This window comes from Limnobaculum parvum (genome assembly GCF_003096015.2).
Classification (GTDB): domain Bacteria; phylum Pseudomonadota; class Gammaproteobacteria; order Enterobacterales; family Enterobacteriaceae; genus Limnobaculum; species Limnobaculum parvum.
The window spans coordinates 3,174,787-3,201,239 of the sequence record NZ_CP029185.2 but is presented as its reverse complement, the minus strand read 5'-3'; the positions used below and the strand labels follow the sequence as shown (position 1 = coordinate 3,201,239).

Below are 26,453 nucleotides of genomic sequence, written 5' to 3'. Positions count from 1 at the left end.
GATACGGCATAGTGCCGTATCCGTTTTTACGATCGGGATTAACGTAAGATTAGATAGATATTGTCATCACCGCGTAAAATATTGAGTGCTAGCACATTTGGCTTGCTGTCCAGTATTTTGCGCAACTCGCCAATATTGGTGGTACGGTCGCTGTTGATCCCGATGATCATGTCGCCCGCTTTTAAGCCACTTTGTGCTGCCGGAGAGCCTTTTTCTACGTCTTTAATCATGACGCCTTTGGTGCCTTTAATTTCACCATTGTTGAAGCTAGCTCCCTGTAGGGCTGGGGAGAGTGATTCTGCGCTGATGGTTGACTGATCGCTGTTTTGCAGCTCAACGCTGACTTCCATTGGCTTACCTTCACGTAGCAGACCCATTTTCACTTTCTTACCGGCGCCAGCGGTGGCAACTTTAGCCCTCAGTTCAGCAAAGCTGCTGATGGCTTTACCATCCAGCGAAACAATCACGTCACCGGATTTTATACCAGCCTGTGCCGCAGCCGATTTAGGTAGAACTTCGCTCACAAATGCACCGCGTTGAGCATCCACCTTAAATGCTTTAGCCATTTCGGCGGTCATTTCACTGCCTTTAATACCCAACATGCCGCGTTTCACTTCACCGTACTTAATTAACTGGTCGGTCAGGTTTTGCACCATACTACTCGGAATAGCAAAACCGATCCCCACGTTACCGCCGCTAGGGGCGAGGATCGCGGTATTAATACCGATCAGTTCACCGTTAAGGTTAACCAGCGCACCGCCGGAGTTACCGCGGTTAATTGATGCATCCGTCTGGATAAAGTTTTCCAGACCTTCCAAGTTCAGACCACTACGGCCCAAAGCAGAAATAATACCGGATGTAGCGGTCTGACCCAGACCAAATGGGTTACCGACCGCAACGGCAAAATCACCGACACGTAGGCTATCAGAATCAGACATCTTGATAGCGGTCAGATCTTTTGGATTAGAATCGGTTAACTGTAACAGTGCGATATCAGATTGTTCATCACGTCCAATCAGTTTTGCCTGATACTCTTTACCATTGTTCAACTGAACGCGAATTTTGTCTGCATTGTTGATAACGTGGTTATTGGTAACCACATAACCTTTCTCTGTATTGATGATGACACCAGAACCCAATCCTTCGAATGGACGAGAGTTTTGTTGTTCAGACGGCATGTTTGGACCAAAGAAGAATTTGAACTCTTCAGGGATCTGCTGGCGCTGAACTTGTGTACCTTCAACATATACGCTGACAACAGCAGGGAGAACTTTATCCAGCATTGGCGCTAGACTAGGGACTTGCTCTCCGGCTACGGTGGTTGGCAGAGCCGCATTGGCAGCCGGTACTGAGGAAAAAGTTAATCCTAAACTGACTGTCAGGGCGCTTAATAATAAAGTGGTTTTTTTCATGGATGAATACTCTCAATACCAACAGGTTACATGTTTAAACTATTACAAAAAACTAAATAATGTAGCTAATGCTATGACTGTAAATAGTGTCAAAAAGTTCATGATTCAAGCGCCAGCAAGGGTTGAGATTTGCCATATCAGCAAATGTGATACGCTTCAAATACAGCCGGGGCGCAGATAAAACGGATAAAGTAAAGAAAGGTAATTAATTGTAGCAGAAGAAAATGACGCTATCGGGGGTTGATAGCGTCATCTGAGATTTAGTCTTTGCGTTCCGGGCGGAATAATCCGGAAGCGCCTTCAGAGTAATCCCTCGGTGGGATATTAGCAGACAGTTGCTCTTGTTCTGAAGCAGAAGAAACAGGCTTATAGTTGATATAGCTAAATGGGTTATCGCTGGTCGCCATATCAGGTAGCAGCGCGGTTGAACTTTTAATCATATGCTTCTGGAACTGGCGATAATCTTGGGCCATTTTTTCTAACAGCTCTGCGCTGTGGGAAAAGTGGCTAACCAACTCCTGACGGTAAGCTTCCAGCTCTGCTTTATTCTTATTAAGCTCCTGCTGTAATGCAGTTTGTTGACGTAGTTTTCTGTTACCAAAACGCATTACTAAAGCGCCAATGATAAGACCAACAACTAAGCCAGCAATCAGTGCATACTCCCAAGTCATATTGACTCCTTTTTATGGTCACAAATTACAGAGGGGCAATCCCAGAGAACAGAGTAATAGTGGACAAGTCATCTTTTACGGATAGTTCTGTACTCACCTTACCAGTGAATTCCACTTCCTCAATTTTTACCAAGCAACTATACCTGTAAATAGTGCTCCGGGGGAACCTCGTTCGACATTTCCTTATATCTTACCATGATAAAACGTACTTTTTAATCTTAAACCGGTAATGGAGGTTTTACGGTCGTATCAGCAGTAATGTTTTATTTATGAATTAGTTATTACTATTCTATCTGAGCGTTTAAGCGATATATCCGCTGAGGCCGACCTACTTTTCCGTAAATAATTTCAGCCTGCAAGAAGTGCTCTTTAGAGCAAAATTCGAGATAGCGTCGTGCTGTTGTTCGACTCAATCCCAATTTTTTAGCAATATCTTCAGCGGTATAGCCGATTTGCACATCGCTGAATGCTTCTTGAACGATCTTTAGTGTGATTTCGTCAATGCCGATGGGCATGGTTGGTTTCGCCTGAATGCGAGCGAAGGTATTAAACATTTCATCAACCTGCCACTGACTGACATCTTCCGTTTGTTTCTGAACGCGATGCAGATGGCTAAGACGAACCAGTGTTTGTTCCAGACGATCGTAAGAAACTGGCTTAAGTAGATAATCAAAAACGCCACAACGAATGGCTTCCGAGACGGTATCAATATCGCTGGCGGCAGTAATAAAGATGACTTCACCATGATATTTTTCAGCGGAGAGTTCTTGCAATAATTCAATACCACGACCATCCGGCAGGTAGTTATCCAGAATGATCAGGTCGGGCTTGAAGTTATTAATCATCATGCGCCCTTGCTCAAGGTTGCCTGCAAGCCAAACCTGGCGGCAGCTATTGTGGCGCTTAATAAATTCGGCGTGCATTTCAGCAAGCGGGGTTTCATCCTCAACAATTAGAATATTTAAGTATTTCATATAATTAACTTCCTTTCCCTTTGGGGATAAAAATAGAGAATACAGTGCCGCTAGGTTCATTATCATCAATAGTGATGGTGCCGTTATACTGGTCAACATAGGTTTTGACCAGATAGAGACCTATGCCGTGGTCTCCGCTGTTTTTAGACGTCACGCCTCGCGTAAAAATAGTGTCACGAATATCAGGATCAATGCCGCAGCCATTATCTGAAACTTCAATAATCAGTTCAGAGCCTTCATCGGAGATAAAAAACTCAATCAGTTTATTACTATTAGGATTTTTTAATGTGGCTTCGAAGGCATTATTCAACAAGTTTCCAAGAATGCTGGCTAACTCATTGTCCGTGAGTGGATTAGCGTTGACATTCAGTGTACTGCCGGGAACAAACTGCATTTCCAACCCGAGCTCTTTCGCCCGATGATACTTACCAAACAACAGGCCAGCGATCAGGCGGTTTTGAAACATTTGGCTAATACTATCAATGAGGGACTGTTGGTTAGATGATTCGAATTTAACCATCTCCAGCGCACGGTCATACTCTTTTAGCTGCAGCAATCCGCCAATGGTGGAGATCCAGTTAAGATGTTCGTGGCGTAGCGTACGCAGGTTTTCAACGTATTGTTGGATTTGGCTAAGTTGGGCGCTGAGAGTATTAATCTCATCATGCCGCCGAAAGCTGATAACCCAGCCTTGAAACTCACCGTCAATCCAAATTCCCACTCGGTTAGCAATAATTTTTAAACTATTAATGATAAGCAGATCATCAATACGATTGGTGCCGCTGGTTTCAAGAAAGTAGTCAGAGGGGGTAATTAAGTCCTGAACCTGATGCCCCACCAGATATTTTACCGCACCGGCCAGTTTTAACATTTTTTGGGCATTCTGATTGATAGCGGTGATCTTGCCTTCTGTATCTACGGCGATAAGCCCTTCGAAAACGGCACCAAACAGCGCATCTTGCTGGCGCTGTACTCTGGCAATTTCCATGGGTTCCATACCCATCATCTGCTTTTTAATATGGGTGGAGAATTGCCAAGAGAGAAGAATAAGAATAAACAGAATGAACAGAAGGGCACTGGTGAGGGGAAGGATTTGATTGGAGCGCCACATATCAATTTTACTGTTGAGATACCCTAGCGATATGACACCGATGACCTGATTATTTTTATTCCATATAGGGGTCTTCGCCCTCAGTGCCAGACCCATCGAACCTTCGCTGCTGATAATATAACTTTCGCCTCGTTCCAGCGCACCGGGTTTATTCCACTGCATGGTATAGCCGATCTTTTCCGGATTGGGGTGATACAGGCGGATGGAGTTTTCATCGCCAATAACCAAATAGCTAAAGTTGGATTCCATACTAAGACGGTCGGCGATTTTTTTAAGTTTTTGAGTATCTCTCTGTTCTACGCCTTCGATGACATCATCCATTGATGCAATGATTTTGGCCTGGTTCATGGCGATTTCACTAACTTTATCGGTCAGATAATTATCCAACTGATATTCCATGAATTTGTTTAATGCGCCTAACAGGAGCGTAAAAGCGACAAGTAATAATAAGAATACACGCCATTGGAATGACATGTTTTTTAACATATCCTTAATATATTCCTTTTTCGTTTTAATACGCATTTAACATTCACTTTTTATTATTTGAAGTGTGAGGAGTGAATATAATTAATTTATTTATAAAATGCATTTAATTAATAAAAAAAATAAAAACCATTAAGATGTTAATGTTTATTCGGCTAAGTGTGAAGCAGATCAATTAACTCCCTCAGCCTAGTTACTATGATGTTATCGATGATTTTATTAGCCAATTTGCTTATTTTTTTATTATTAAAATAACATTCCCGATAATGTTACACGCATCATTTTATTTTAATTATTAATTTCTGATGAAACTGTAGGTAAGCACAGTGTTTTTCTTTATTGCTATAGCTAAATACTTATATAGAGAATAGAACATGTATAACTCAACAATATTCAGTCGTGTAAAACGTTCAGAGTATAAAAAGATAGCTGAGATCACCAAGTTTCTGCGTAAGAACGATTTGAATATTGATACATCGGTTGAAGAGTTTATTACCGTCATGCGTGATAGCCAAATTATCGCCTGCGGTGGTATTGCGGATAATATCATTAAATGCATTGCTATTAATGAAGAACTGCGGGGAGAAGGGATAGCGCTCTCTCTGGCTACTGAACTGGTTAATCTGGCTTATGAACGCCATCATAGCCATCTGTTTATTTATACTAAAACCCAAAATGAAGTTTTGTTTCGCCAGTGTGGTTTTTTCCCTATCGCTTCGGTTCCCGGTATTGTGGTTTTAATGGAAAATAGCAACTGCCGGTTACATCGTTATAGTCAGCAGTTAGCCACCAGTCGTCAGCCTGGGGAAAAGATTGGTTGTATTATAATGAATGCCAATCCGTTTACGCTGGGGCATCAATATTTGGTGCAGCAGGCGGCAGCACAGTGTGACTGGCTTCATCTGTTTTTAGTTAAAGAGAATACTTCCACTTTTCCCTATGTCGATCGCTTAAGACTGGTCACCGAAGGAACGGCGAATATTCCTAATCTGACGGTACATCCCGGATCGGAGTATATGATTTCCCGGGCGACCTTCCCTTGTTACTTTATTAAAGAGCAGGGTATTGTTGATAACTGCTATACCGAAATTGACCTGAAAATTTTCCGCCAGTATTTGGCCTCGGCGTTGGGTGTTACTCATCGCTTTGTGGGTACCGAGCCTTTTTGCGAGGTGACCAGCAAATATAACGCCGATATGCGTTACTGGCTAAATACCCCTGAATTAACTTTCCCTCCTATTGAGTTAGTTGAAATAGAGCGCTTGCAGCACGAAGGCACGGCTATTTCAGCTTCTTGGGTACGTCGTTTGTTGGCTAAAAAACAGATGGATGTTATTGCTAATTTGGTACCCGACTGCACTTATAACTATTTAATTAATAATCCAAATATTCGACAGAAAAGTGCAGGAACCTCCTCAGAAGAATCTGTTATTACCGTAGGTGAATTATGAAAATTGTAAAAGAGGCCGTTGCCGGCACACTTGAGTCAAGTGATGTCATGGTACGGATAGCACCCCTAGGAGGGTCGGAGATCGATCTGCAGTTAAACAGCAGTGTAGAGAAACAGTTTGGCGATGCTATTCGGGAAACTGTGATGGATACGCTGGCCAAACTGGGTGTGACAGGCGTTCAACTGATCATTGATGATAAAGGCGCTCTGGATTGCATTTTACGCGCTCGTCTGCAAACGGTGTTGCTAAGAGCCAGTGACAGTAAGGAACTTCCGTGGGGGGCGTTAAAATGAATCCAGCTCTAAAACAGCGGGTCCGTCGCAGTATGCTGTTTGTTCCCGGCGCTAACGCTGCCATGGTGAGTAATTCCTTCATTTATTCTGCCGATGCCATCATGTTCGACCTAGAAGACTCGGTGGCTTTGAGAGAGAAAGATGCCGCGCGTTTACTGGTATTCCACGCTCTACAGCATCCTATGTATCAAAGCATTGAAACTGTTGTGCGGGTAAATGCGCTGGATTCTGAGTTTGGTATTAAAGATCTTGAAGCGGTAGTGCGCGGCGGTGTTGATATTGTCCGTTTGCCGAAGACCGATAGTGCTCAAGATGTGGTTGATATGGAAAAACATATCGCTCGTATTGAAGCGGAATGCGGCCGGGAAGTTGGCAGTACCGGTATGATGGCGGCGATTGAGTCAGCCGAAGGCATCAATAATGCGGTTGAAATCGCTCTGGCTTCACCTCGCCTGATTGGTATTGCACTTGGTGCCGAGGACTATGTGCGTAACTTGCGTACCGAGCGTTCCCCGGAAGGTATTGAGTTACTCTTTGCGCGTTGTTCAATTCTTCAGGCTGCTCGTGCGGCGGGAATTGCGGCATTTGATACCATCTATTCTGACGCTAACAATGAGCAGGGCTTCCTAAATGAAGCGGCGCATATTAAACAATTAGGTTTTGATGGCAAATCATTGATTAACCCTCGTCAAATAGAACTTCTTCATAACCTCTATGCGCCAACCATCAAAGAGCTGGAACATGCTCAGCGAGTAATTGAAGCTGCGGAAGCTGCGGTGGCTGAAGGTCTGGGTGTGGTTTCGCTTAATGGCAAAATGATTGACGGCCCGATTATTGAACGTGCTCGTCTGGTGGTACAACGCGCAGCGCTTTCCGGCGTTCGTGAAGAATAAGATGAGGTGAATAATAATGGCTCGCCAACAACGTGTAACGAATTTATGTAATAGCCTGCTTCAGCAATTGAATGACTTTGATGAAGAATCTGGCGCTAAACCACCGCTGCAACTGTCGCCTTTCCGCGATATCTCTAAGGCTAATTTGCAATCAAAAAAGCCAAGAGATAAGAAAATCTGCAATTCGCTGGAAGATGCGGTTCGCCGTTCCGGTTTGCAGGATGGTATGACTATCTCCTTCCACCATGCTTTTCGCGGCGGGGATTTAACCGTCAATTTGGTGATGGCACAGATTGCCGCCATGGGGTTCAAAAACCTGACGCTGGCTTCCAGTTCATTGGCTGATTGTCACTCTCCGTTGATTGAACATATCCGTAATGGTGTGGTGACCCGAATCTACACTTCTGGCCTTCGCGGGCCACTGGCGGAAGAGATCTCCCGTGGTTTATTGAGAGAGCCGGTTCAGGTTCACTCTCATGGTGGTCGTGTCAATTTGGTGGAGTCCGGCGAGTTAAGCATCGATGTGGCTTTCCTAGGCGTTCCAGCATGTGATGAGTTTGGTAATGCCAATGGCTTTACTGGCAAAGCCTGCTGTGGTTCATTGGGCTATGCCCGCGTTGATGCCGAACACGCCAAAACCGTGGTGCTGCTGACGGAGGATATCTTGCCCTATCCTCACCATCCGCTGAGTATTTGTCAGGACCAAGTGGATCTGATTGTACAGGTCGATCGCGTCGGTGATGCGGGTAAAATTGGTGCGGATGCGACCCGTATGACCACTAACCCGCGCGAACTATTGATTGCCCGCCGAGCGGCTGAAGTGATTATTAATTCTGGCTATTTCAAACAGGGTTTTTCGATGCAAACCGGTACCGGTGGCGCTTCACTGGCGGTAGTGCGTTTTCTGGAAAACAAAATGCGTAGCCAGAAAATTACCGCCGGTTTTGCTTTAGGCGGAATTACGGCGGCCATGGTTGACCTGCACGAGAAGGGGCTTATCGAAAAACTGCTGGATGTACAGAGCTTTGATAGCGGTGCGGCCGCGTCACTGGCCCGTAATCCAAATCACGTTGAAATCAGCGCGAACCAATATGCCAACTTCACCTCCAAAGGCGCTTCTGTCGACCATCTGGATGTGGTGGTTCTTAGTGCTTTGGAAATCGATACCCAGTTCAATATTAACGTACTCACCGGTTCCGATGGCGTATTGCGCGGGGCATCCGGTGGACACTGTGATACGGCAGCCGCTTCCAAGCTATCCATCATTGTGGCACCGCTAGTGCGAGGTCGTATTCCAACCATCGTTGAGCAGGTGACAACCCTGATCACACCAGGAAGCAGTATTGACATTCTGGTTACCGACCACGGTATTGCGGTTAACCCTGCACGCCCCGAACTGGCAGAACGGTTACAGAAAGCTGGCATGGAGATCATTAGCATTCATGATCTTTACCAGCGTGCATTAGTGCTAACCGGTAAACCAAAGCCAATTGAGTTTACCGATCGGGTGGTGGCGGTGGTTCGCTATCGTGATGGTTCAGTGATTGATGTTATTAATCAGATAAAAGAGTAACCGTGCGATGAATATTCTCCCGGAACAGGCGAGTTATCATAAAGTCACGCTGGAAGAGATTTTGTTGAGCAGAGAGGCCCGTCAGGAACGGCAACAGCTCTGGTTAGCCCAATATCAAACCACGCTGATTTCATTAACCGTTGTGGTTCCGGGTGAAATTAAAGACAGCACGGTAGTACGTCAAGCCTTCAACCTGGCTTGGCAAACGTTGGATAAGCTATGTCAGCAGCAGAAGTGGCATGTTGTTGATAAGGCCGTTTTTGGGTTGCCTACCGGCCCGGAAGGGCTGCTGGCAATCAGCAATGACGCCAGAGTGGTTAAACGTGCTTGTGTAGAAAGTGAAGAGCGAAATGCGGTTGGCCGCCTATGGGATATCGATGTGATCGGCAGCGAAGGCATTATCTCCCGGCAATCGATGGGGATGGAGCCAAGACCGTGTTTTCTCTGCTCCCGCGATGCGCGAATTTGCGCCCGTGAACGTACCCATTCTGTACTGGCGTTGCATCAGGCGATGGAGGATTTAATCAGTCATGTTTAACTCAATGGATTCGGCGAATGCCGCTCATCGTCTGGAACTCAATAAGCTACCTTGGGTAGTACGCTGCAGCCAATTGGCCAACAGTGCCATGCTTAACGAAGTCAATTTGACGCCTAAACCCGGTCTAGTCGATATGCGTAATAACGGCGCACATAAAGATATGGACCTGACGGATTTTTACCGCAGCGCAGAAGCTATTCGGGTTTGGATTCCTTATTTCATCGAATACGGCATGAGTACCCATATGCAACCCAGCAGCGACATTCTGTACGGTTTACGGCCGTTGGGGATGGCGTGTGAAGCATCGATGTATAAAGCTACATCCGGCGTAAATACCCATAAAGGCACGATTTTCTCACTGGGATTACTGGCAACAGCGATGGGAAGGCTGGTTTCAAATCAGAAAGCGGTTACTCAAAAAAGTTTATGTCATGAAGTGGCTGCCATGAGTCACGGCATGGTGATGCGTGAACTGGAGCAGAATAATCAGGCGCTGACAGCGGGCCAGCGGCTCTATCGCCAGTATGGGCTGTCTGGTGCTCGCGGTGAAGCTGAATCGGGTTTCCAGTCAGTGTTGACCATTTCATTACCGGTTTATCAATGTTTGATAGCTCAGGGAATTGACCCGCAGCGAGCCTTATTACAAGCATTACTGAGCCTGATGGCGGTAAATGGTGATACCAACGTCGCCTCCCGCGGCGGGCCAGAAGGTTTACGCTGGCTGCAGCAAACGGCACAACAGTTTCTAGCCGAGGGGGGGGTTATGCAAACGGATTACATCACCAAACTAAAAGCGTTCGATCGGCAGTGCATTGAGCGAAATTTAAGCCCCGGTGGCAGCGCAGATTTGCTGATTGTGACCTGGTTTCTAGCTCAATTTCCTGAATCCCATAGCAAGAATATTAATTAATCATCGCTGGAGGAGTTTATTGTGGAAAGTCGTACCATTCCCTGCTTCTGGATGCGCGGGGGAACCAGTAAAGCTGGCTGTTTTGTGGAGGACTCTCTTCCTCCAGACGTTTCAGAACAGGACAAGCTGTTGTGCCGCATTTATGGCAGCAGCGATCCTTCAGGGCGTCAGATTAACGGCATGGGTGGTGGAACATCAACTACCAGTAAAGCCATGATCGTAGGAAAGCGCGCTGGTGAGAAGAACAGTGTCAATTACACCTTTTGTCAGGTTGAAACGGCGACTAATGCAGTCGATCGTAAAGGAAACTGCGGCAATATCTCTTCTGCGGTAGGTCCATTTGCCATTGAAAATGGACTGGTGGATGAGATCACTGAACCGCTAACCAAAGTTAAAATCTTCAATACTAATACCCAAAAAACTATCGTTTCCCATGTGCCAGTCAAAGCAGGGAAAGTGGTATATAACGGTGATTTCTCTATTTCCGGTGTGCCCGGTACCGGTGCTCGCATCCAGTTGGACTTTCTTTCTCCCGGCGGTGCAGTAACGGGAAAATTACTGCCAACAGGGCAGCCTAAGGATGTGATCGAGGTACCCGGTTATGGGCCAACGGAAATTACCATTGTCGATGCAGCAAACCCGCTAGTATTTGTCAGAGCCGCTGATTTAGGTCTTACCGGCAATGAATTGCCGACTGAAATAGACTGTAATGTTAAGCTCTTAGACCGAATGCTAGCTATTCGTGAGGCGGCGGCGGTACTGATCGGGCTGGCGAAAGATATGAATGATGCTAAGCACAATAGTCAGGCGGTACCAAAGTTCTGCTTTATTGCACCACCGATGGGCTATACCAGTCTGTCCGGTCAAGTGGTGACAGCCAACGCCATCGATATTCAGGCCAGAATGCTGTCTATGGGAAAACTGCACCCGGTACTGGCCATTACTGGCGGTGTTTGTATTGGCGTAGCGGCTAAAATCCCGGGAACGCTGGTCTATGAAATAGCCGGGAACTGTAGTGAAAAAGATGAGTTGAATATCGGTCATTGCAGCGGAGTCTTATCGGTCAGCGCAGAAGTAGAAAAACAGAACGGTGAACTGAAGGTATTAAATGGAACGGTATATCGAACTGCCCGGGTGTTGATGAGGGGCGATATCGAATTTAATTAATAATAAATCATCTTTTATATTCTTGATGAATTAAGCAATAACAATGAGAAAATATATAGATTCGAATAGGTCATAATTAAATTTCCTATTTGTTTCTCTATCTTGGTACTTATTATTCCTTGGTAAGTGCCATTTTTTCTTTGTGGGTTATTTTATTCATATGAATAGTTAACAATATAAAGTTAATAAGAATTAAAAGGGTAATTAAAAACATTAAATTTATAACTTCAATTTAGTCTGCGTCACATAATTATTATTTGGTTTAACGCATTATCTGACGCAATTGATGAGAGTGTGTTTTCCTCCAGCTACTGTGTTTATTTGCGAAGGTTAGATAATTCCACCGACGACTATGTCGAGAATAACAGGTCGATAACAATAAATAAGAAAGTACTAAAAGCAGTTCGTCGATTTTTATAAACAGATCTGATGCTTATTTCTATTGATGTAAGCACGACCCTTATTTTGTTTTTATCTTAAGGAGATTGAGAGTAATGAGTAAAGAAAAAATGTGGAAGCTATTGCTATTAATAGCCATTCCCATCGTCATTGCGTTAATTCCGACGCCGGCAGGGTTACCATTGATAGCATGGATATTATTTGGTCTCTACTTGGCGGCGATTGTTGGCCTAGTGTTAAAACCTTATTCTGAACCCGTAATCCTGTTAGCGACCATTGCGGCAACCACCGTAGTCGTTGGCGTTATGGGGGGAGAGAAGTTGGGTATTGGTGATGTGCTAAAAGGCTACTCATCAGGTACCACATGGCTAGTGTTTGCTGCATTTACCCTTAGCGGTGCTTTTGTTATTACCGGTTTAGGAAAGCGTATTTCCTATATTTTAATTGGTAAGTTAGGTGGCACAACGTTAGGGTTGGGTTACGTTACGGCTATTCTAGATCTGTTTATTTCACCTGCAACACCGTCTAATACGGCACGTGCTGGCGGTATAGTGTTCCCAATTATTAACAGCGTCGCCGTTGCTCTGGGTTCCGATCCTAATGACAGTCCGCGTAAAGCCGGTCACTATCTGATGGTTAACGTGTATATGGTGACCAAAACCACCAGCTATATGTTCCTCACCGCAATGGCTCCCAACGCGCTGGCATTAGCGATGATGGCCGATATCCTACACATCCAGCTAAGCTGGGCTGGGTGGGCACTGGCCGCGTCGGTACCTGGTATCATCATGCTGGCATTAACACCTTATCTTATTTATAAGATGTATCCTCCAGAGCTGAAAAAAGTTAACAACAAAGAAATTGCAAAGGAAGGCTTAGAAAAACTTGGCCCGATGACTTTGCGTGAAAAATTGTTGGGTGTGATCTTCGTATTAGCGTTGGTTGGCTGGATTTGTGCGGATTTTGTTGATATCGATGCGGCAACTGTAGCGATTTGCGTTATGGCGATTACGTTGATTCTCGGTGTCGTAACCTGGGATGATGTGTTGAAGAGCAAAGGCGGCTGGAATACGCTGATTTGGTACGGTGGCATAATAGGAATGTCCGGCGTTCTAACTAAAGCGGGCTTCTTTAAGTGGTTAGCAACCGTAATGGGTGACAACCTCAATTTTGGCGATAATGCCATGCTGGCGCTGTTTGTGATTATGTTTATCAGCGTCGCTATTCGTTATCTGTTTGCCTCTGGTGGCGCTTATGTTGCAGCAATGGTGCCGGTATTTGCGACCGTTGGTATGGTGGCTGGTGCTCCTCCAATGCTATTAGCATTAGGATTATTGTTTTCTAATGCTTACGGCGGTAGTTTGACCCATTACGGAGGCGCGGCGGCTCCAATCGTGTTCGGTGCGGGTTATAACGACATTCGTTCATGGTGGATTATTGGTGGTGTGATTGCCTTCCTGAGCCTGTTTGTTCATATGACGATAGGCCTTGGCTGGTGGGAACTGCTAATCAGCATGGGCATTATTTAAGTCCGTCAGTTGATCAAGAGTTAACATCCTTCCATTGTTTAGCCCGCGGCACAGACTGCGGGCTAATTTTTTGTACCATTAATCGTGAATAATGTAAGTTTAGCTGTAAAAACAGGTCGACCTTTGAGGGCGACTTCTCTATAATCTTGCGACCCCACGTTACAACAAAGTTTTTTTTCCCAAAAACTTTAATGGTGCCGGCATTTAACTGCTCGAAGGGGTAGGTTTGCTGGACTCGATTGGTCGCGTGAGCCTCAACAATGTTTTTAACGTTTTGGTGTTCACCAACGTGTGTAACTTTATATTGGGTAAGTTATTTAAATGAAAACTTTTTCAGCTAAACCAGAAACAGTAAAACGTGACTGGTATGTTGTAGATGCAACTGGCAAAACGCTGGGCCGTCTTGCTACTGAACTGGCTCGTCGTCTGCGCGGCAAGCATAAAGCGGAATATACTCCGCACGTTGATACTGGTGATTACATCATTGTTCTGAACGCAGAGAAAGTTGCTGTAACCGGCAACAAGCGTACTGACAAGATTTACTATCACCACACTGGTTTCATCGGTGGTATCAAGCAAGCGACCTTTGAAGAGATGATTGCCCGCCACCCTGAGCGTGTGATTGAAATCGCGGTTAAAGGCATGCTGCCTAAGGGCCCGCTGGGTCGTGCTATGTATCGTAAACTGAAAGTTTACGCAGGCAACGAGCACAACCATGCGGCACAACAACCGCAAGTTCTGGACATTTAATCGGGATTATAGGCAATGGCAGAGAATCAATACTACGGCACTGGTCGCCGCAAAAGCTCTTCCGCTCGCGTCTTTATCAAGCCGGGTAGCGGTAATATCGTAATTAACCAGCGTAGCCTGGATCAGTATTTTGGCCGTGAAACTGCCCGCATGGTAGTTCGTCAGCCGTTAGAACTGGTCGATATGGTTGGTAAATTTGACCTGTACATCACTGTTAAAGGTGGTGGTATTTCTGGTCAAGCTGGTGCTATCCGTCACGGTATTACTCGTGCACTGATGGAATACGACGAATCACTTCGTGCAGAACTGCGTAAAGCAGGTTTTGTTACTCGTGATGCTCGTAAGGTTGAACGTAAGAAAGTCGGTCTGCGTAAAGCACGTCGTCGTCCACAGTTCTCCAAGCGTTAATTGTTTGCCCTTTGGGCAGATGCTTAATGTTAAAAGCCCGGTTTATACCGGGTTTTTTTATGGGCCAAACAAAAAGAAATTTCACTGTTATTTTGTAGGGTTTTAAACCCCCTACAAAGAATGTTGAATAAATCATCACTGACGTCTGATCAAGATGGCTAAAATCTGCTAGAATAGCCGGCGCTTCGTATGCTTATCGATTAAGGTCATACACCTTGTAGGAAGATAATCCATAGCTGAAAGCACAAAATTAGGGGAGTTGTCGTGTCCGACGGCTGCCCATTTCTGGTCATTATTTTGAGAAACTTGGAGGTTTTCATGGCTGTCGCTGCCAATAAACGTTCGGTCATGACGCTATTTTCCGGCCCTACAGATATTTTCAGTCATCAAGTACGTATTGTTCTTGCTGAAAAGGGCGTGAGCGTCGAGATCGAGCAGGTCGACATGGATAACCTGCCGCAGGATTTAATCGATCTTAATCCTTATGGTTCTGTTCCTACTCTGGTTGATCGTGAGCTGACGCTGTACAAATCTCACATCATTATGGAGTACTTAGATGAGCGTTTTCCTCATCCTCCATTAATGCCAGTGTATCCTGTCGCGCGTGGAACCAGCCGCCTGATGATGCATCGGATTGAGCAAGACTGGTATTCACTGTTGAATACTATCCTGACTGGTAGTGCTTCAGAGGCTGAATCAGCCCGTAAGCAACTGCGTGAAGAGTTGTTAGCCATTGCGCCTGTGTTTAACGACGCGCCTTATTTTATGAGCGAAGAGTTCAGCCTAGTTGATTGCTATCTGGCCCCGCTGCTATGGCGTTTACCTCAGTTGGGTATTGAACTGTCTGGTGCTGGTGCAAAAGAAATTAAGCTGTACATGAATCGCGTATTTGAACGTGAAGCATTCCTCGCTTCCTTAACCGAATCTGAGCGCGAAATGCGCCTGCAAATGCGGGGGTAAGGGTGATGGAGCCTACACAGATGACTCCGCGTCGCCCCTATCTGTTACGGGCTTTTTATGACTGGTTACTGGATAACCAGCTCACTCCCCATTTGGTTGTGGATGTTTCTGTCCCAGGAATTTCTGTTCCAATGGAATTTGCCCGTGACGGTCAGATAATTTTGAATATTGCTCCTCATGCGGTGGGTCATTTGGAACTGGGAAACGATGATATTCGTTTTAATGCTCGCTTTGGCGGCATTCCACGTCAGGTTCATGTACCCATGGCTGCGGTGCTGGCGATTTATGCCAGAGAGAATGGAGCAGGTACCATGTTTGATCCGGAACCAGAATATCTGGAATCCGCATTCGCTTATCAGGATAACGATGAGACCGACAGCGACAAGTCAGAAACGGGGATCCATCTGGTATCAGATGAAGAACCTGAAGTTTCTGATAACGGTCCGGGTGATGATGAGCCACCTCAACCTCCACGCGGTCGTCCTGCGTTGAGAGTAGTGAAATAAAGGTACAGATTTTATCGTAAAATAAGAAAGGCGGAGATGACTCCGCCTTTCTTGTGTTTGAAGAATATCATCGTAAAGCGTAATGCGACCCATGGTCACATTACGCTATTTCAGTTAAACCCCCAAAAACGTCATAATCCCATCCGCCGCTTTACGCCCTTCGGCAATGGCCGTCACAACCAAGTCGGAACCGCGCACTGCATCACCACCGGCAAATATTTTACTATTGCTGGTTTGGTAAGGCATTTCGCTGTCATCCGGCGCGGTAATTCGGCCCTGCTTATCAACATTAACGCGCTGTTCCGTTAACCACGGCATACTGTGTGGTTTGAAGCCGAAAGCCATGATGACGGCATCGGCATTCAGTGTATGTTCTGAACCCTCTACCACTTGCGGATTTCGACGGCCTTTGGCATCCGGAGCCCCCAGTTCAGTGCGAACCACTTTCACACCGTTAACCTGACCGGCGGCATTCACTTCAATGCTGATTGGTTGCAAGTTAAATTGGAATTCGACACCTTCTTCACGGGCATTTTTCACTTCACGCCGCGAGCCTGGCATGTTCTCTTCATCCCGGCGATAGGCACAGGTCACCTGAGTCGCACCCTGACGAATAGCGGTTCTGACACAGTCCATCGCGGTATCACCACCGCCAAGTACTACCACGCGCTTACCTTCCAGATTGATATAGGGTTCATCACGGCTGGCGGTGTAGCCCATGATATGTTTGGTATTGGCAATTAGATAAGGCAGGGCGTTATACACGCCGTTGGCCTGTTCATTCGGTAAGTTGCCGGACATGGACTGATAGGTGCCCACACCAAGAAATACGCTGTCATACTCTGCCAGCAATTGCTCAACGGAAATATCCTTACCAACTTCAGTATTCAGGCGAAACTCGATCCCCATTTCGGTAAAGATTTGGCGACGTTTCACCATCACCTCTTTATCCAGTTTGAAAGAGGGGATACCAAACGTTAGCAATCCCCCGATTTCCGGGTGGCGATCGAAAACCACCGCCTGTACACCATTACGCGTCAGCACATCGGCACAGGCTAATCCTGCGGGACCGGCACCGATAATCGCCACTTTCTTGCCGGTAGATTTAACCTGTGACATATCGGGTTTCCAGCCCATCTCCAGCGCTTTATCGGTGATATAGCGCTCAATATTACCGATGGTGACGGCACCAAACTCATCGTTTAGGGTACAGGAACCCTCGCACAGGCGATCCTGCGGGCAGACGCGACCACACACTTCCGGCAGGCTATTCGTTTGATGAGCCAGATCTGCCGCCTCCATTATTCGTCCTTCATTGGCCAGCTTCAGCCAGTTAGGAATGTAGTTATGTACCGGACATTTCCATTCACAATAAGGGTTACCGCAGGAGAGACAACGGTCGGCCTGTGCTTTGGCCTGCGTATCCAGAAAGGGTTCGTAGATTTCAACAAACTGAATCTTCCGGATATTTAGCGGTTTTTTCGGCGGATCAACACGCTGCAGGTCGATAAATTGATAGACATTTTCGCTCATGGTTTACCTTCCTCTTACTGCGCCTGAATCCGCAACTCAGCGCTGGAACGGCTACGATGGCCGAGCAGTGCTTTGATATCGCTGGATTTTGGTTTGATCAAGACAAATTTCGTTGCCCACACGGACCAGTTTGCCAGAATCTCTTCTGCTCTGGCGGAACCGGTGTTCTGGATATGTTCGGTTAACAATCCACGTAGATGCTCTTCGTGGATGGCTAACGCATCAACTTCCAACACTTCAACCAGTTCAGGGTTAACCCGTTTACGGAACTCGTTGTCTTCGTCCAGTACATAAGCGAAACCGCCGGTCATACCTGCACCAAAGTTGATACCGGTGCGACCGAGAACACAAACAATGCCGCCGGTCATGTATTCACAGCCATTATCACCGATGCCTTCCACCACGGTAATGGCACCAGAGTTACGCACGGCAAAACGTTCACCAGCTCGACCGGCGGCAAACAGCTTACCGCCGGTGGCACCGTACAAGCAGGTATTGCCGATAATTGACGCTTCATGCCCACGGAAAGCGGAGCCTACCGGAGGGCGAATAATAATCGTGCCTCCGGCCATGCCTTTACCCACATAGTCGTTGGCGTCGCCGGTCAGGGTTAGTTCAACACCTCCGGCATTCCACACGCCAAAACTTTGTCCGGCAGTACCGTTAAAGTGAACTTTGATAGGATCGCCAGCCAGCCCCTGATCCCCATGTTTCTCGGCGATAGCGCCGGACAGCGCAGCACCAACCGAGCGATCGGTATTGCGGATATCAAAGTAGAACGATTTGCTCTGTTTAGCCTGCATGTAAGGTTCTGCCTGAGTCAGGATGGTCTGATTCAGAATGCCTTTATCAAACGGTGGGTTGTTCTCGGTGCAGAATAGCGCTTTGCCAGGATGTGGCTGGGCACAGTGCAGCAAGCCGGAGAGATCCAGTCGCTGCTGTTTAGCGGAGAAGCCATCCAGTTCCGTTAATAAATCGGTACGTCCAATCAGGTCGGTCAGTTGTGCAATGCCCAGTTCGGCCATAATCAGACGGGTTTCGTGAGCGATAAAATTAAAATAGTTAATCACTCGCTCCGGCAGGCCGTGATAGTGGTCGGCACGCAGCTTTTCATCCTGCGTGGCAACGCCAGTAGCGCAGTTGTTCAGATGGCAGATACGCAGATATTTACAGCCTAATGCCACCATTGGGCCAGTACCAAAACCGAAGCTTTCAGCGCCAAGGATTGCCGCTTTGACAATATCTAAACCGGTTTTCAGTCCGCCATCCACCTGTAGGCGGATCTTATGGCGCAGGCCGTTAGCCACTAGTGCTTGCTGCGTTTCCGCCAGACCTAATTCCCACGGACTTCCGGCATATTTCACCGAGCTTAATGGACTGGCTCCGGTGCCGCCGTCGTAACCGGCAATGGTAATTAAGTCAGCATAGGCTTTAGCAACGCCAGTGGCGATGGTGCCTACACCCGGTTCAGAAACCAGTTTCACCGAGATCATGGCGTTATGATTGACCTGCTTGAGGTCGAAAATCAGCTGGGCTAAATCTTCGATAGAGTAGATATCATGATGTGGTGGCGGAGATATCAGGGTTACACCAGGAACGGAATAGCGCAGTTTGGCAATATAAGGGGTAACTTTATCGCCTGGTAGCTGACCACCTTCTCCCGGTTTTGCTCCCTGCGCCACCTTAATTTGGATCACATCGGCATTGACCAGATAGGCTGGGGTAACGCCAAAACGACCGGAGGCCACCTGTTTGATGCGTGAAACTTTATTGGTGCCGTAACGCACCGGATCTTCGCCACCTTCGCCGGAGTTAGACTTACCGCCGATGGTGTTCATGGCAATAGCCAGTGACTCATGGGCATCGGGACTCAGCGCACCGATAGACATTGCAGCGGTATCAAAGCGGGTGAACAGCGATTCTGCGGGTTCTACCTCATCAATAGCAATGGCCTGAGATTTATCCAGTTGTTTCAACGCCAGCAAATCACGCAGGGTGGTTACCGGGCGCTTGTTCACCAGATCGGCGTACAGCTTATAGTCGTCATAGTCGCCGGATTTCACCGCAGCCTGCAATGTAGAAACCACGTCTGGGTTGTAAGCATGATACTCACCGCCGTGAACAAACTTCAGTAACCCCCCTGATCCAGCGGCTTACGTATCAGCCATGCCCGTTTAGATAGGTTGAGCAGGTCTTGCTGGAAATCACTGAAGTGGGCACCGCCGATGCGGCTGGTAACCCCTTTAAAACAGAGGGCTGTCAACTCAGCATGCAAGCCAACCGCTTCAAACAGTTGAGAACAACGATAAGAGGCAACGGTAGAGATGCCCATTTTGGACATAATCTTATACAGCCCCTTATTGATGCCATTGCGATAATTCAGCATCACCCGGCGCTGTGGCTTCTCGATAATGCCGCTCTCTACCATTCTGGCAAGGGTTTCATAAGCCAGATAAGGGTAGATGGCAGTGGCACCAAAACCTAGCAGCACGGCAAAGTGATGTGGATCCCGGGCGCTAGCGGTTTCAACAATAATGTTGGCGTCGCAGCGCAGGTTTGATTCCACTAGGCGGGTTTGTAGTGCACCCACCGCCATCGGAGCCGGTATCGGTAAACGATCCGGCGCAATATTGCGATCGGACAACACCACCAGTACCGTGCCCTGACGCACCTTCTTCTCTGCTTCATCACACATGGCAATAACGGCTGCATGCAGGTCCATTTTGTCTGGACAGTAGGTGATATCAACGGTATCGGCCCGGTAATATTCTTCTTTCAGCGTTGTGAGCTGAACAAAATCTGAGTACAGCAATACCGGAGAAGTAAAGCTCAAGCGGTGGGCCTGACCTTCCGCTTCGCAAAACACGTTCATTTCGCGGCCAATATTGGTGGCTAGTGACATAACGTGAGCTTCGCGCAGTGGGTCGATAGGTGGGTTTGTCACCTGAGCAAACTGCTGGCGGAAGTAGTCGTAAATAACTCGAGGCTTGCTGGAGAGCACGGCAAACGGGGTATCATCTCCCATAGAGCCAGTCGCTTCCTGACCATTTTCGCCAATGACGCGGATCACTTGCTCCAGCTCTTCATTGCTGTAGGCGAACTGCTTCTGGTAGGTTTCCAGCAGAGCGTCATCCATTTCGCGGCTACCGACCCGATCGTCCGGCAGATCTTCAAATGGCGTTAAGCGTCGAACGTTTTTGCTCATCCAGCTTAGGTAAGGGTGACGACTCTTTAGATCATTGTCGGTTTCATTGGTACGCAGAATCCTGCCGGTACGGGTATCGATCACCATCAGTTCACCGGGGCCAACGCGACCCTTTTCAACCACTTCATCCGGTTGGTAATCCCAGATACCGACTTCGGAGGCACAGGTAATCAGCTTATCTTTGGTGATGACATAACGAGCAGGGCGCAGGCCGTTACGATCTAGGTTACAGGCCGCATAGCGCCCATCGGACATCACGATACCTGCCGGGCCATCCCAAGGTTCCATATGCATGGAGTTAAAGTCGAAGAAGGCGCGTAGCTCTTCATCCATATCTGGATTGTTTTGCCATGCCGGTGGAACCAGCAAGCGCATGGCCCGAATCAGGTCCATCCCACCGCTTAGAAATAGCTCCAGCATATTGTCCAGCGAGCTGGAGTCTGAACCAGTTTCATTAACGAATGGCGCGGCATCCTGTAAGTCAGGAATCAACGGCGTTCTAAATTTATAGGAGCGCGCTCTGGCCCATTGGCGGTTGCCGGTGATGGTATTGATTTCACCGTTGTGCGCCAGATAGCGGAACGGTTGTGCCAACTGCCAGCGGGGAACCGTATTGGTGGAGAAGCGCTGGTGGAACAAACAAATGGAGGATTCTAGCCGTAAGTCCGCCAGATCGAGATAAAAACGTGGTAGGTCAACGGGCATACACAGCCCTTTATAGATGCTGACCACGTTCGACAGGCTACAGACGTAGAAGGTCTCGTCTTCCACCCGTTTTTCGATACGGCGGCGCGCCATAAATAGACGGCGTTCCATATCTAATGAGCGCCAGCCTGCGGGGGCGTTAACAAAAATTTGCTCAATACGCGGTAGGGAAGAGAGCGCAATTTCCCCCAGCATATCTGGATTGGTTGGTACGACTCGCCAGCCAATAATCGAAAGGGTTTCGCGTTGAAGCTCTTCTTCGACAATTTTACGGCTGGCCTCAGCCTCTTCGGCATCCTGACTTAAAAACAGCATGCCGACGGCATAGTTTTTTGCCAGCCGCCAGCCTTGTTCTTCCGCCACCAGACGAAAGAAGCGGTCAGGCTTTTGTAGTAATAGTCCGCACCCATCGCCGGTTTTACCATCCGATAATATCGCGCCGCGATGCTGCATGCGTGACAGACCATGAATAGCCGTTCTGACGACTTTATGACTCGGCTCGCCTTCTATATGGGCGATAAGGCCAAAACCACAGTTGTCACGTTCTTTCGACGCGTCGTATAGCATGATGTTGCTCTCCAGTTACCCCATGTGTGTATTTCTGATGTTGTTATAGTTTGCTGCCGGTCCGGTAGATAGCGGGCACTCTTCTACTCGTGTTAATAACCACGCTATCTGCTATATCCGTTAATTATATTTTTCCAGTCCAGAGAGGGATGTATGGTCAGCGCTATGGGTAACGCTCTGCATACATAACGCCACTGTTATTTGGATAGCAGAATCTATTCCTTAGACCCTTAAGAATGGCGCTTAACCAACTTAATATACAACGAGAATTCAGGTCAAATATGCAGCGTACAACGCACTATTGTATGTTTTTCCTTTTATCATATTGAATTTAAATAAATTTATAACCTATTTGAGATAAAGGTTTTGTTTTTCAGTAACAATAAAATGTGAGCTAAGTCACTGTGCTATAGGGTCGTCATTATGTTCATCATCTCCTGATACTCTATATTCTGGTGCTATATGTCGGTTTTTAAATTATCTTTAGTATTTAATTGCGTTGTTTGTTGAGTTTATGTTACTGGCTGGTTGAGTATCAGTATAAAAAGAAATTATAAAATGCTGACGTTCTTCATTTTGGCTTATATCGGTATTAATTCACTGCGCATGGCTTAACTGATTTGATCTTTATCACCTCGTTACGAGAGAATTCAGCGTAGGCTGGTGGCCTTTTCTCTCTCGGGAGAATAATGAATATCCTTCTAAAACATGTGATTAATCATGCAACTGAATCGACATATCAATATGTTTGGCGCTGACTTACAGCAACGCTATGGCGAAAAAATTCATAAGCTGACGCTGCATGGCGGGTTCAGTTGTCCTAACCGTGACGGGACGGTGGGCAGAGGAGGATGTACTTTCTGTAATGTCGCTTCGTTTTCTGATGAGGCGCAACAACATCAGAGTATTGCAGAACAGTTGGCACGTCAGGCCAAGAAGGCAAACCGTGCTAACCGTTATCTGGCCTATTTTCAGGCCTACACCAGTACCTATGCAGAGATTTGTCTGTTGCGTGATATGTATCAACAAGCGCTGTCACAGGCGGATATTGTTGGTATCTGCGTTGGCACTCGCCCTGACTGCGTATCTGAGCCAGTATTGGATTTGCTGTCAGGCTATTATCATCAAGGGTATGAGGTGTGGCTGGAGTTAGGGCTACAAAGTGCTCATGATAAAACCTTGAAAAAAATTAATCGTGGTCATGATTTTGCCTGTTATCAGGCAACGGCTATCGCTGCCCGGCGTCGAGGAATCAAAGTGTGTACTCACCTGATTGCTGGATTGCCGGGTGAAAGAATGAATGACAATTTAGAGACGGTTGCCAGAGTGGCGGAAACGGGTACCGATGGTTTAAAGCTGCATCCTTTGCATATTGTCGCTGGTAGCACTATGGCAAAAGCATGGCAAGCCGATCGTCTGACGGCGCTGGAACAAGATGAATACGTACAGCGGGCCGGTGAAATGATCCGCCATACGCCGGTCGATATTATTTATCACCGGATTTCAGCTACGGCGCGGCGTCCGACCCTGTTAGCGCCGCTGTGGTGCGAAAGTCGCTGGATGGCGATGAATGCGATTGAGAAATATCTGATTGAAATGGGGAATCAGGGGTCGGCCCTGGGGCAACGCTTTATTCCTCGCGGCTAGCGACGGAGTCGCCCGGTAAAGTTTTATGTTGATGTCGAGTGTTATGGCATATGCTTTAAATGTTTATTCATGATACTTGCTTGGTACTGATGCGTTGCAGATAACATCGTCTATTTTAATTTTAGCGGACATTCCGACCGTAAAAGCCAAATACCTATATTACTCGTGTGCCCGGCTGGAATATGTGCCGTTGCTGGTTGATTAAGTTTGTCAGCGGTGTCTCTTTCCGATTAACTTTGTTATCAATATGAAATTAATGCATTATTTGATTTAACTGCATTTTTCGCTATTTATCCCCGGTTTACGGTATGATTTCGGTGATAAAAAAATCTTGGGAGTCACAATGAAGCAACTGCGGAAATTAGCCCAGTATTACGTTGATGTCATGGTGAAGTTAGGCCTGATACGCTTCTCTCTTCTTTTAGCGTCGATCATTATTGTTCTGGCTTTTACCGTGCAGATCTCGGTAACCGCAGCGCTGCATGGTGAAATAGAACGCATTGATATTATTCGCTCTATTTTCTTCGGTTTGCTAGTTACTCCTTGGGCCGTCTATTTTCTCTCAATCGTCGTTGAACAACTGGAAGACTCTCGTCAGCGTTTAGCTAAACTGGTTGAAACGCTGGAAGATATGCGCGCGCGCGATTTAGAACTCAATCATAAACTACAGAATAATATCGAGCGTCTGAATCAGGAAATTGGCGAGCGGATAAAGGCGGAAGAGGCCAGAGAGCGGGCGATAGAGGAGTTACAAATCGAGATCGCCCAGCGACAGCAGGCACAGATTGAGTATGAGCAGCAGTCAGTATTCTTGCGCTCGTTTTTAGATTCGTCTCCTGACCTAGTGTATTACCGAGATGAAGAAGGCCGTTTTTCCGGCTGTAATCGGGCAATGGAATTACTGACCGGCCGCAGTGAGAAACAGTTAATTGGTTTGAGCCCGGGAGATATTTATAACAGTGAAGTGGCAGAAAAAGTCATCGAAACAGATGATAAAGTGTTTCGCCATAATGTTTCTCTGACTTATGAGCAGTGGTTGGTTTATCCGGATGGTCGCAAGGCATGCTTTGAAGTGCGTAAAGTTCCTTTCTATGCATTAGACGGTAAACGTCATGGCCTGATGGGGTTTGGTCGGGATATCACGGAGCGCAAGCGTTATCAGGATGCATTAGAAAAAGCGAGTCGGGATAAAACAACCTTCATTTCTACCATCAGCCATGAATTGAGAACGCCGTTAAATGGCATTGTCGGACTTAGCCGTATTCTGCTGGATACCGAGTTAAACGCCGAGCAACTGAAATACTTACGTACCATCTATGTTAGCGCTACCACGCTGGGGTATATCTTTAACGACGTTATCGAGTTGGATAAAATTGAGCGGCGTAAAACCCAGTTGGAAATGGCCCCGTTGGATTTGTTGAATTTCCTTTCTGATTTAGAAAACCTGTCTGGGCTGCTGGTTGAGCCGAAAGGCCTGAGTTTTACGCTGGAATATGGCGATAACCTACCCGCCTTTATCATAACGGATGGAACCCGCCTGAGACAGATTCTGTGGAACCTGATTGGTAATGCGGTGAAGTTTACCTCTCAGGGCGGAGTTATTGTACGGGCGCGTCGTGAAGGGGAGAATCACTTCTATTTTGAAGTGGAAGATTCCGGTATCGGTATTCCACAAGAAGAGATCGATAAGATTTTTGCCATGTATTATCAAGTCGCTAGCAAACACGGTGGTCGCCCGGCGACCGGTACGGGGATTGGATTGGCGGTATCTCTGCGTCTGGCTCAGGCGATGGGGGGCGATATCTTTGTCAGGAGTGAAGTGGGAAGAGGCACTGTCTTTACTGTATTTATTAACGCATCGGCAGTAGAAAAAGAGACGCCACAGAAAGAAGAGTTACCTTCAGCTTCTTTAAGGGTATTATTGGTAGAAGATATTGAGCTGAATGTGATTGTTGCCCGTTCAGTGTTGGAAAAACTTGGGCATACTGTTAGTGTTGCGATGACAGGTACGGAAGCGCTGGAGAAGTTTAAACCAGGAGAGTTCGATTTGCTGTTGTTGGATATCCAATTGCCGGATATGACCGGTTTTGATATTGCCCAGCAGATCAGAAAGAACTATGCGCCCGAAGAGTTCCCACCGTTAGTGGCGCTAACCGCAAACGTGTTAAAGGATAAACAAGAATATCTGAACTCAGGGATGGATGATGTACTCAGTAAACCGCTTTCGGTGCCGGAGTTAATGGTAGTCATCAAAAAAATCGGAAGTGCTCAACTAAAAATGTTACCTAAACTACAGGAGCAAGGTGCGATGAAGCCCAATGAGTCTATACTCGATTTAACCATGTTAGAGCAGTATATGGAGTTAGTTGGCCCACAGCTTATTCTTGATGGTTTGACTATGTATGAACAAGTGATGCCGGGCTATTTGGCAGTGCTTGAGTCTAATATGACGGCTAAAGATGAAAAAGGTATCGCCGAAGAAGCACACAAAATTAAAGGGGCTTCGGGATCCGTTGGGTTGAAACATCTTCAACAATTAGCGCGCCAAATTCAAACGCCAACGTTGCCAGCATGGTGGGATAACGTGGAAGAGTGGATTGATGAACTGAAGCTGGAATGGCGTAATGATGTTCAGGTATTACGCACTTGGGTTGAGGCCCAGGAAAAACGCTAACAGGTTTCAATATAAATGATTTTAATGCGGCGAAACCGAAAGGTTTGCCGCGTTGTTGCTTATGGCTACAGGTAAATTTGTAGTACGGAATGTC

19 protein-coding genes and 1 pseudogene are annotated in these 26,453 nt (G+C 46.8%); 14 read left to right on the top strand and 6 right to left on the bottom strand.

The genetic code is table 11. The features are described 5' to 3' along the window. Positions 1-38: 38 nt before the first annotated feature. The 4 genes from degQ to dpiB all read right to left on the bottom strand — a co-directional run bounded on the left by degQ (position 39) and on the right by dpiB (position 4,642). Positions 39-1,412 (bottom strand): serine endoprotease DegQ, encoded by a 1,374-nt coding sequence (gene degQ, locus HYN51_RS13340; RefSeq protein WP_108900469.1) that lies wholly within the window; start codon positions 1,410-1,412, stop codon positions 39-41. 260 nt (positions 1,413-1,672) lie between these two features. After that, positions 1,673-2,083 carry a Z-ring associated protein ZapG gene (gene zapG, locus HYN51_RS13330; protein ID WP_108900467.1) on the bottom strand — a complete coding sequence of 137 codons (411 nt, stop codon included), beginning with the start codon at positions 2,081-2,083 and terminating at the stop codon, positions 1,673-1,675. A 284-nt stretch (positions 2,084-2,367) separates the two neighbouring features. After that, on the bottom strand, positions 2,368-3,057 hold the full coding sequence (gene dpiA / locus HYN51_RS13325) for a two-component response regulator DpiA (RefSeq protein WP_108900466.1): 690 nt from the start codon (positions 3,055-3,057) through the stop codon (positions 2,368-2,370). 4 nt (positions 3,058-3,061) lie between these two features. Beyond that, complete coding sequence (gene dpiB, locus HYN51_RS13320) at positions 3,062-4,642, bottom strand: sensor histidine kinase DpiB (RefSeq protein ID WP_329958620.1); 1,581 nt, start codon at positions 4,640-4,642, stop codon at positions 3,062-3,064. 383 nt (positions 4,643-5,025) lie between these two features. Here dpiB and citC point away from each other — a divergent pair, with 383 nt between their 5' ends. From citC to sspB, 12 genes are all read left to right on the top strand, one after another. Further along, complete coding sequence (citC, locus tag HYN51_RS13315) at positions 5,026-6,102, top strand: [citrate (pro-3S)-lyase] ligase (RefSeq protein ID WP_108900464.1); 1,077 nt, start codon at positions 5,026-5,028, stop codon at positions 6,100-6,102. Continuing rightward, positions 6,099-6,395, top strand: coding sequence for a citrate lyase acyl carrier protein (gene citD, locus HYN51_RS13310; protein ID WP_108900463.1), 297 nt, complete (start codon positions 6,099-6,101; stop codon positions 6,393-6,395). The genes citC and citD overlap by 4 nt, the downstream gene beginning before the upstream one ends. Continuing rightward, entirely contained in the window at positions 6,392-7,288 is an 897-nt protein-coding gene (gene citE / locus HYN51_RS13305) for a citrate (pro-3S)-lyase subunit beta (protein WP_108900462.1), read from the top strand. Before citD ends, citE begins: the two co-directional genes overlap by 4 nt. A gap of 16 nt (positions 7,289-7,304) precedes the next feature. Then, the gene (gene citF, locus HYN51_RS13300; RefSeq protein WP_108900461.1) at positions 7,305-8,861 is read left to right on the top strand and encodes a citrate lyase subunit alpha; all 1,557 of its coding nucleotides are present in this window, start codon (positions 7,305-7,307) and stop codon (positions 8,859-8,861) included. Between the two features lie 7 nt (positions 8,862-8,868). After that, entirely contained in the window at positions 8,869-9,399 is a 531-nt protein-coding gene (gene citX / locus HYN51_RS13295; RefSeq protein ID WP_108900460.1) for a citrate lyase holo-[acyl-carrier protein] synthase, read from the top strand. Beyond that, positions 9,392-10,309, top strand: a complete 918-nt coding sequence (gene citG / locus HYN51_RS13290; protein ID WP_230513979.1) for a triphosphoribosyl-dephospho-CoA synthase CitG — start codon at positions 9,392-9,394, stop codon at positions 10,307-10,309. Before citX ends, citG begins: the two co-directional genes overlap by 8 nt. 21 nt (positions 10,310-10,330) lie before the next feature. Further along, a complete protein-coding gene (locus tag HYN51_RS13285; protein WP_108900459.1) occupies positions 10,331-11,476 on the top strand; it encodes a 2-methylaconitate cis-trans isomerase PrpF family protein in 1,146 nt (381 codons plus the stop codon). Positions 11,477-11,970: 494 nt separating this feature from the next. Next, a complete protein-coding gene (locus tag HYN51_RS13280) occupies positions 11,971-13,404 on the top strand; it encodes an anion permease (protein WP_108900458.1) in 1,434 nt (477 codons plus the stop codon). 321 nt (positions 13,405-13,725) lie between these two features. Beyond that, positions 13,726-14,154, top strand: a complete 429-nt coding sequence (gene rplM, locus HYN51_RS13270) for a 50S ribosomal protein L13 (protein WP_108900457.1) — start codon at positions 13,726-13,728, stop codon at positions 14,152-14,154. 15 nt (positions 14,155-14,169) lie between these two features. After that, positions 14,170-14,562 carry a 30S ribosomal protein S9 gene (gene rpsI, locus HYN51_RS13265; protein ID WP_029097064.1) on the top strand — a complete coding sequence of 131 codons (393 nt, stop codon included), beginning with the start codon at positions 14,170-14,172 and terminating at the stop codon, positions 14,560-14,562. A 318-nt stretch (positions 14,563-14,880) separates the two neighbouring features. After that, positions 14,881-15,522, top strand: coding sequence for a stringent starvation protein SspA (gene sspA, locus HYN51_RS13260; protein ID WP_108900456.1), 642 nt, complete (start codon positions 14,881-14,883; stop codon positions 15,520-15,522). A gap of 5 nt (positions 15,523-15,527) precedes the next feature. After that, positions 15,528-16,028, top strand: a complete 501-nt coding sequence (gene sspB, locus HYN51_RS13255) for a ClpXP protease specificity-enhancing factor (protein WP_108902071.1) — start codon at positions 15,528-15,530, stop codon at positions 16,026-16,028. A 114-nt stretch (positions 16,029-16,142) separates the two neighbouring features. On the opposite strand, the gene HYN51_RS13250 is transcribed toward sspB, so the two are convergent. Both HYN51_RS13250 and gltB read right to left on the bottom strand, forming a co-directional pair. Further along, positions 16,143-17,561, bottom strand: a complete 1,419-nt coding sequence (locus HYN51_RS13250; RefSeq protein ID WP_108900455.1) for a glutamate synthase small subunit — start codon at positions 17,559-17,561, stop codon at positions 16,143-16,145. A gap of 14 nt (positions 17,562-17,575) precedes the next feature. Then, positions 17,576-22,038: pseudogene (gene gltB, locus HYN51_RS13245) on the bottom strand (glutamate synthase large subunit). 720 nt (positions 22,039-22,758) lie between these two features. Between gltB and HYN51_RS13240 the strand changes: the two are divergent. Both HYN51_RS13240 and arcB read left to right on the top strand, forming a co-directional pair. Then, on the top strand, positions 22,759-23,685 hold the full coding sequence (locus HYN51_RS13240) for a TIGR01212 family radical SAM protein (RefSeq protein ID WP_108900454.1): 927 nt from the start codon (positions 22,759-22,761) through the stop codon (positions 23,683-23,685). Positions 23,686-24,028: 343 nt separating this feature from the next. Beyond that, positions 24,029-26,359, top strand: a complete 2,331-nt coding sequence (gene arcB / locus HYN51_RS13235; RefSeq protein ID WP_108900453.1) for an aerobic respiration two-component sensor histidine kinase ArcB — start codon at positions 24,029-24,031, stop codon at positions 26,357-26,359. Positions 26,360-26,453 lie beyond the last annotated feature (94 nt).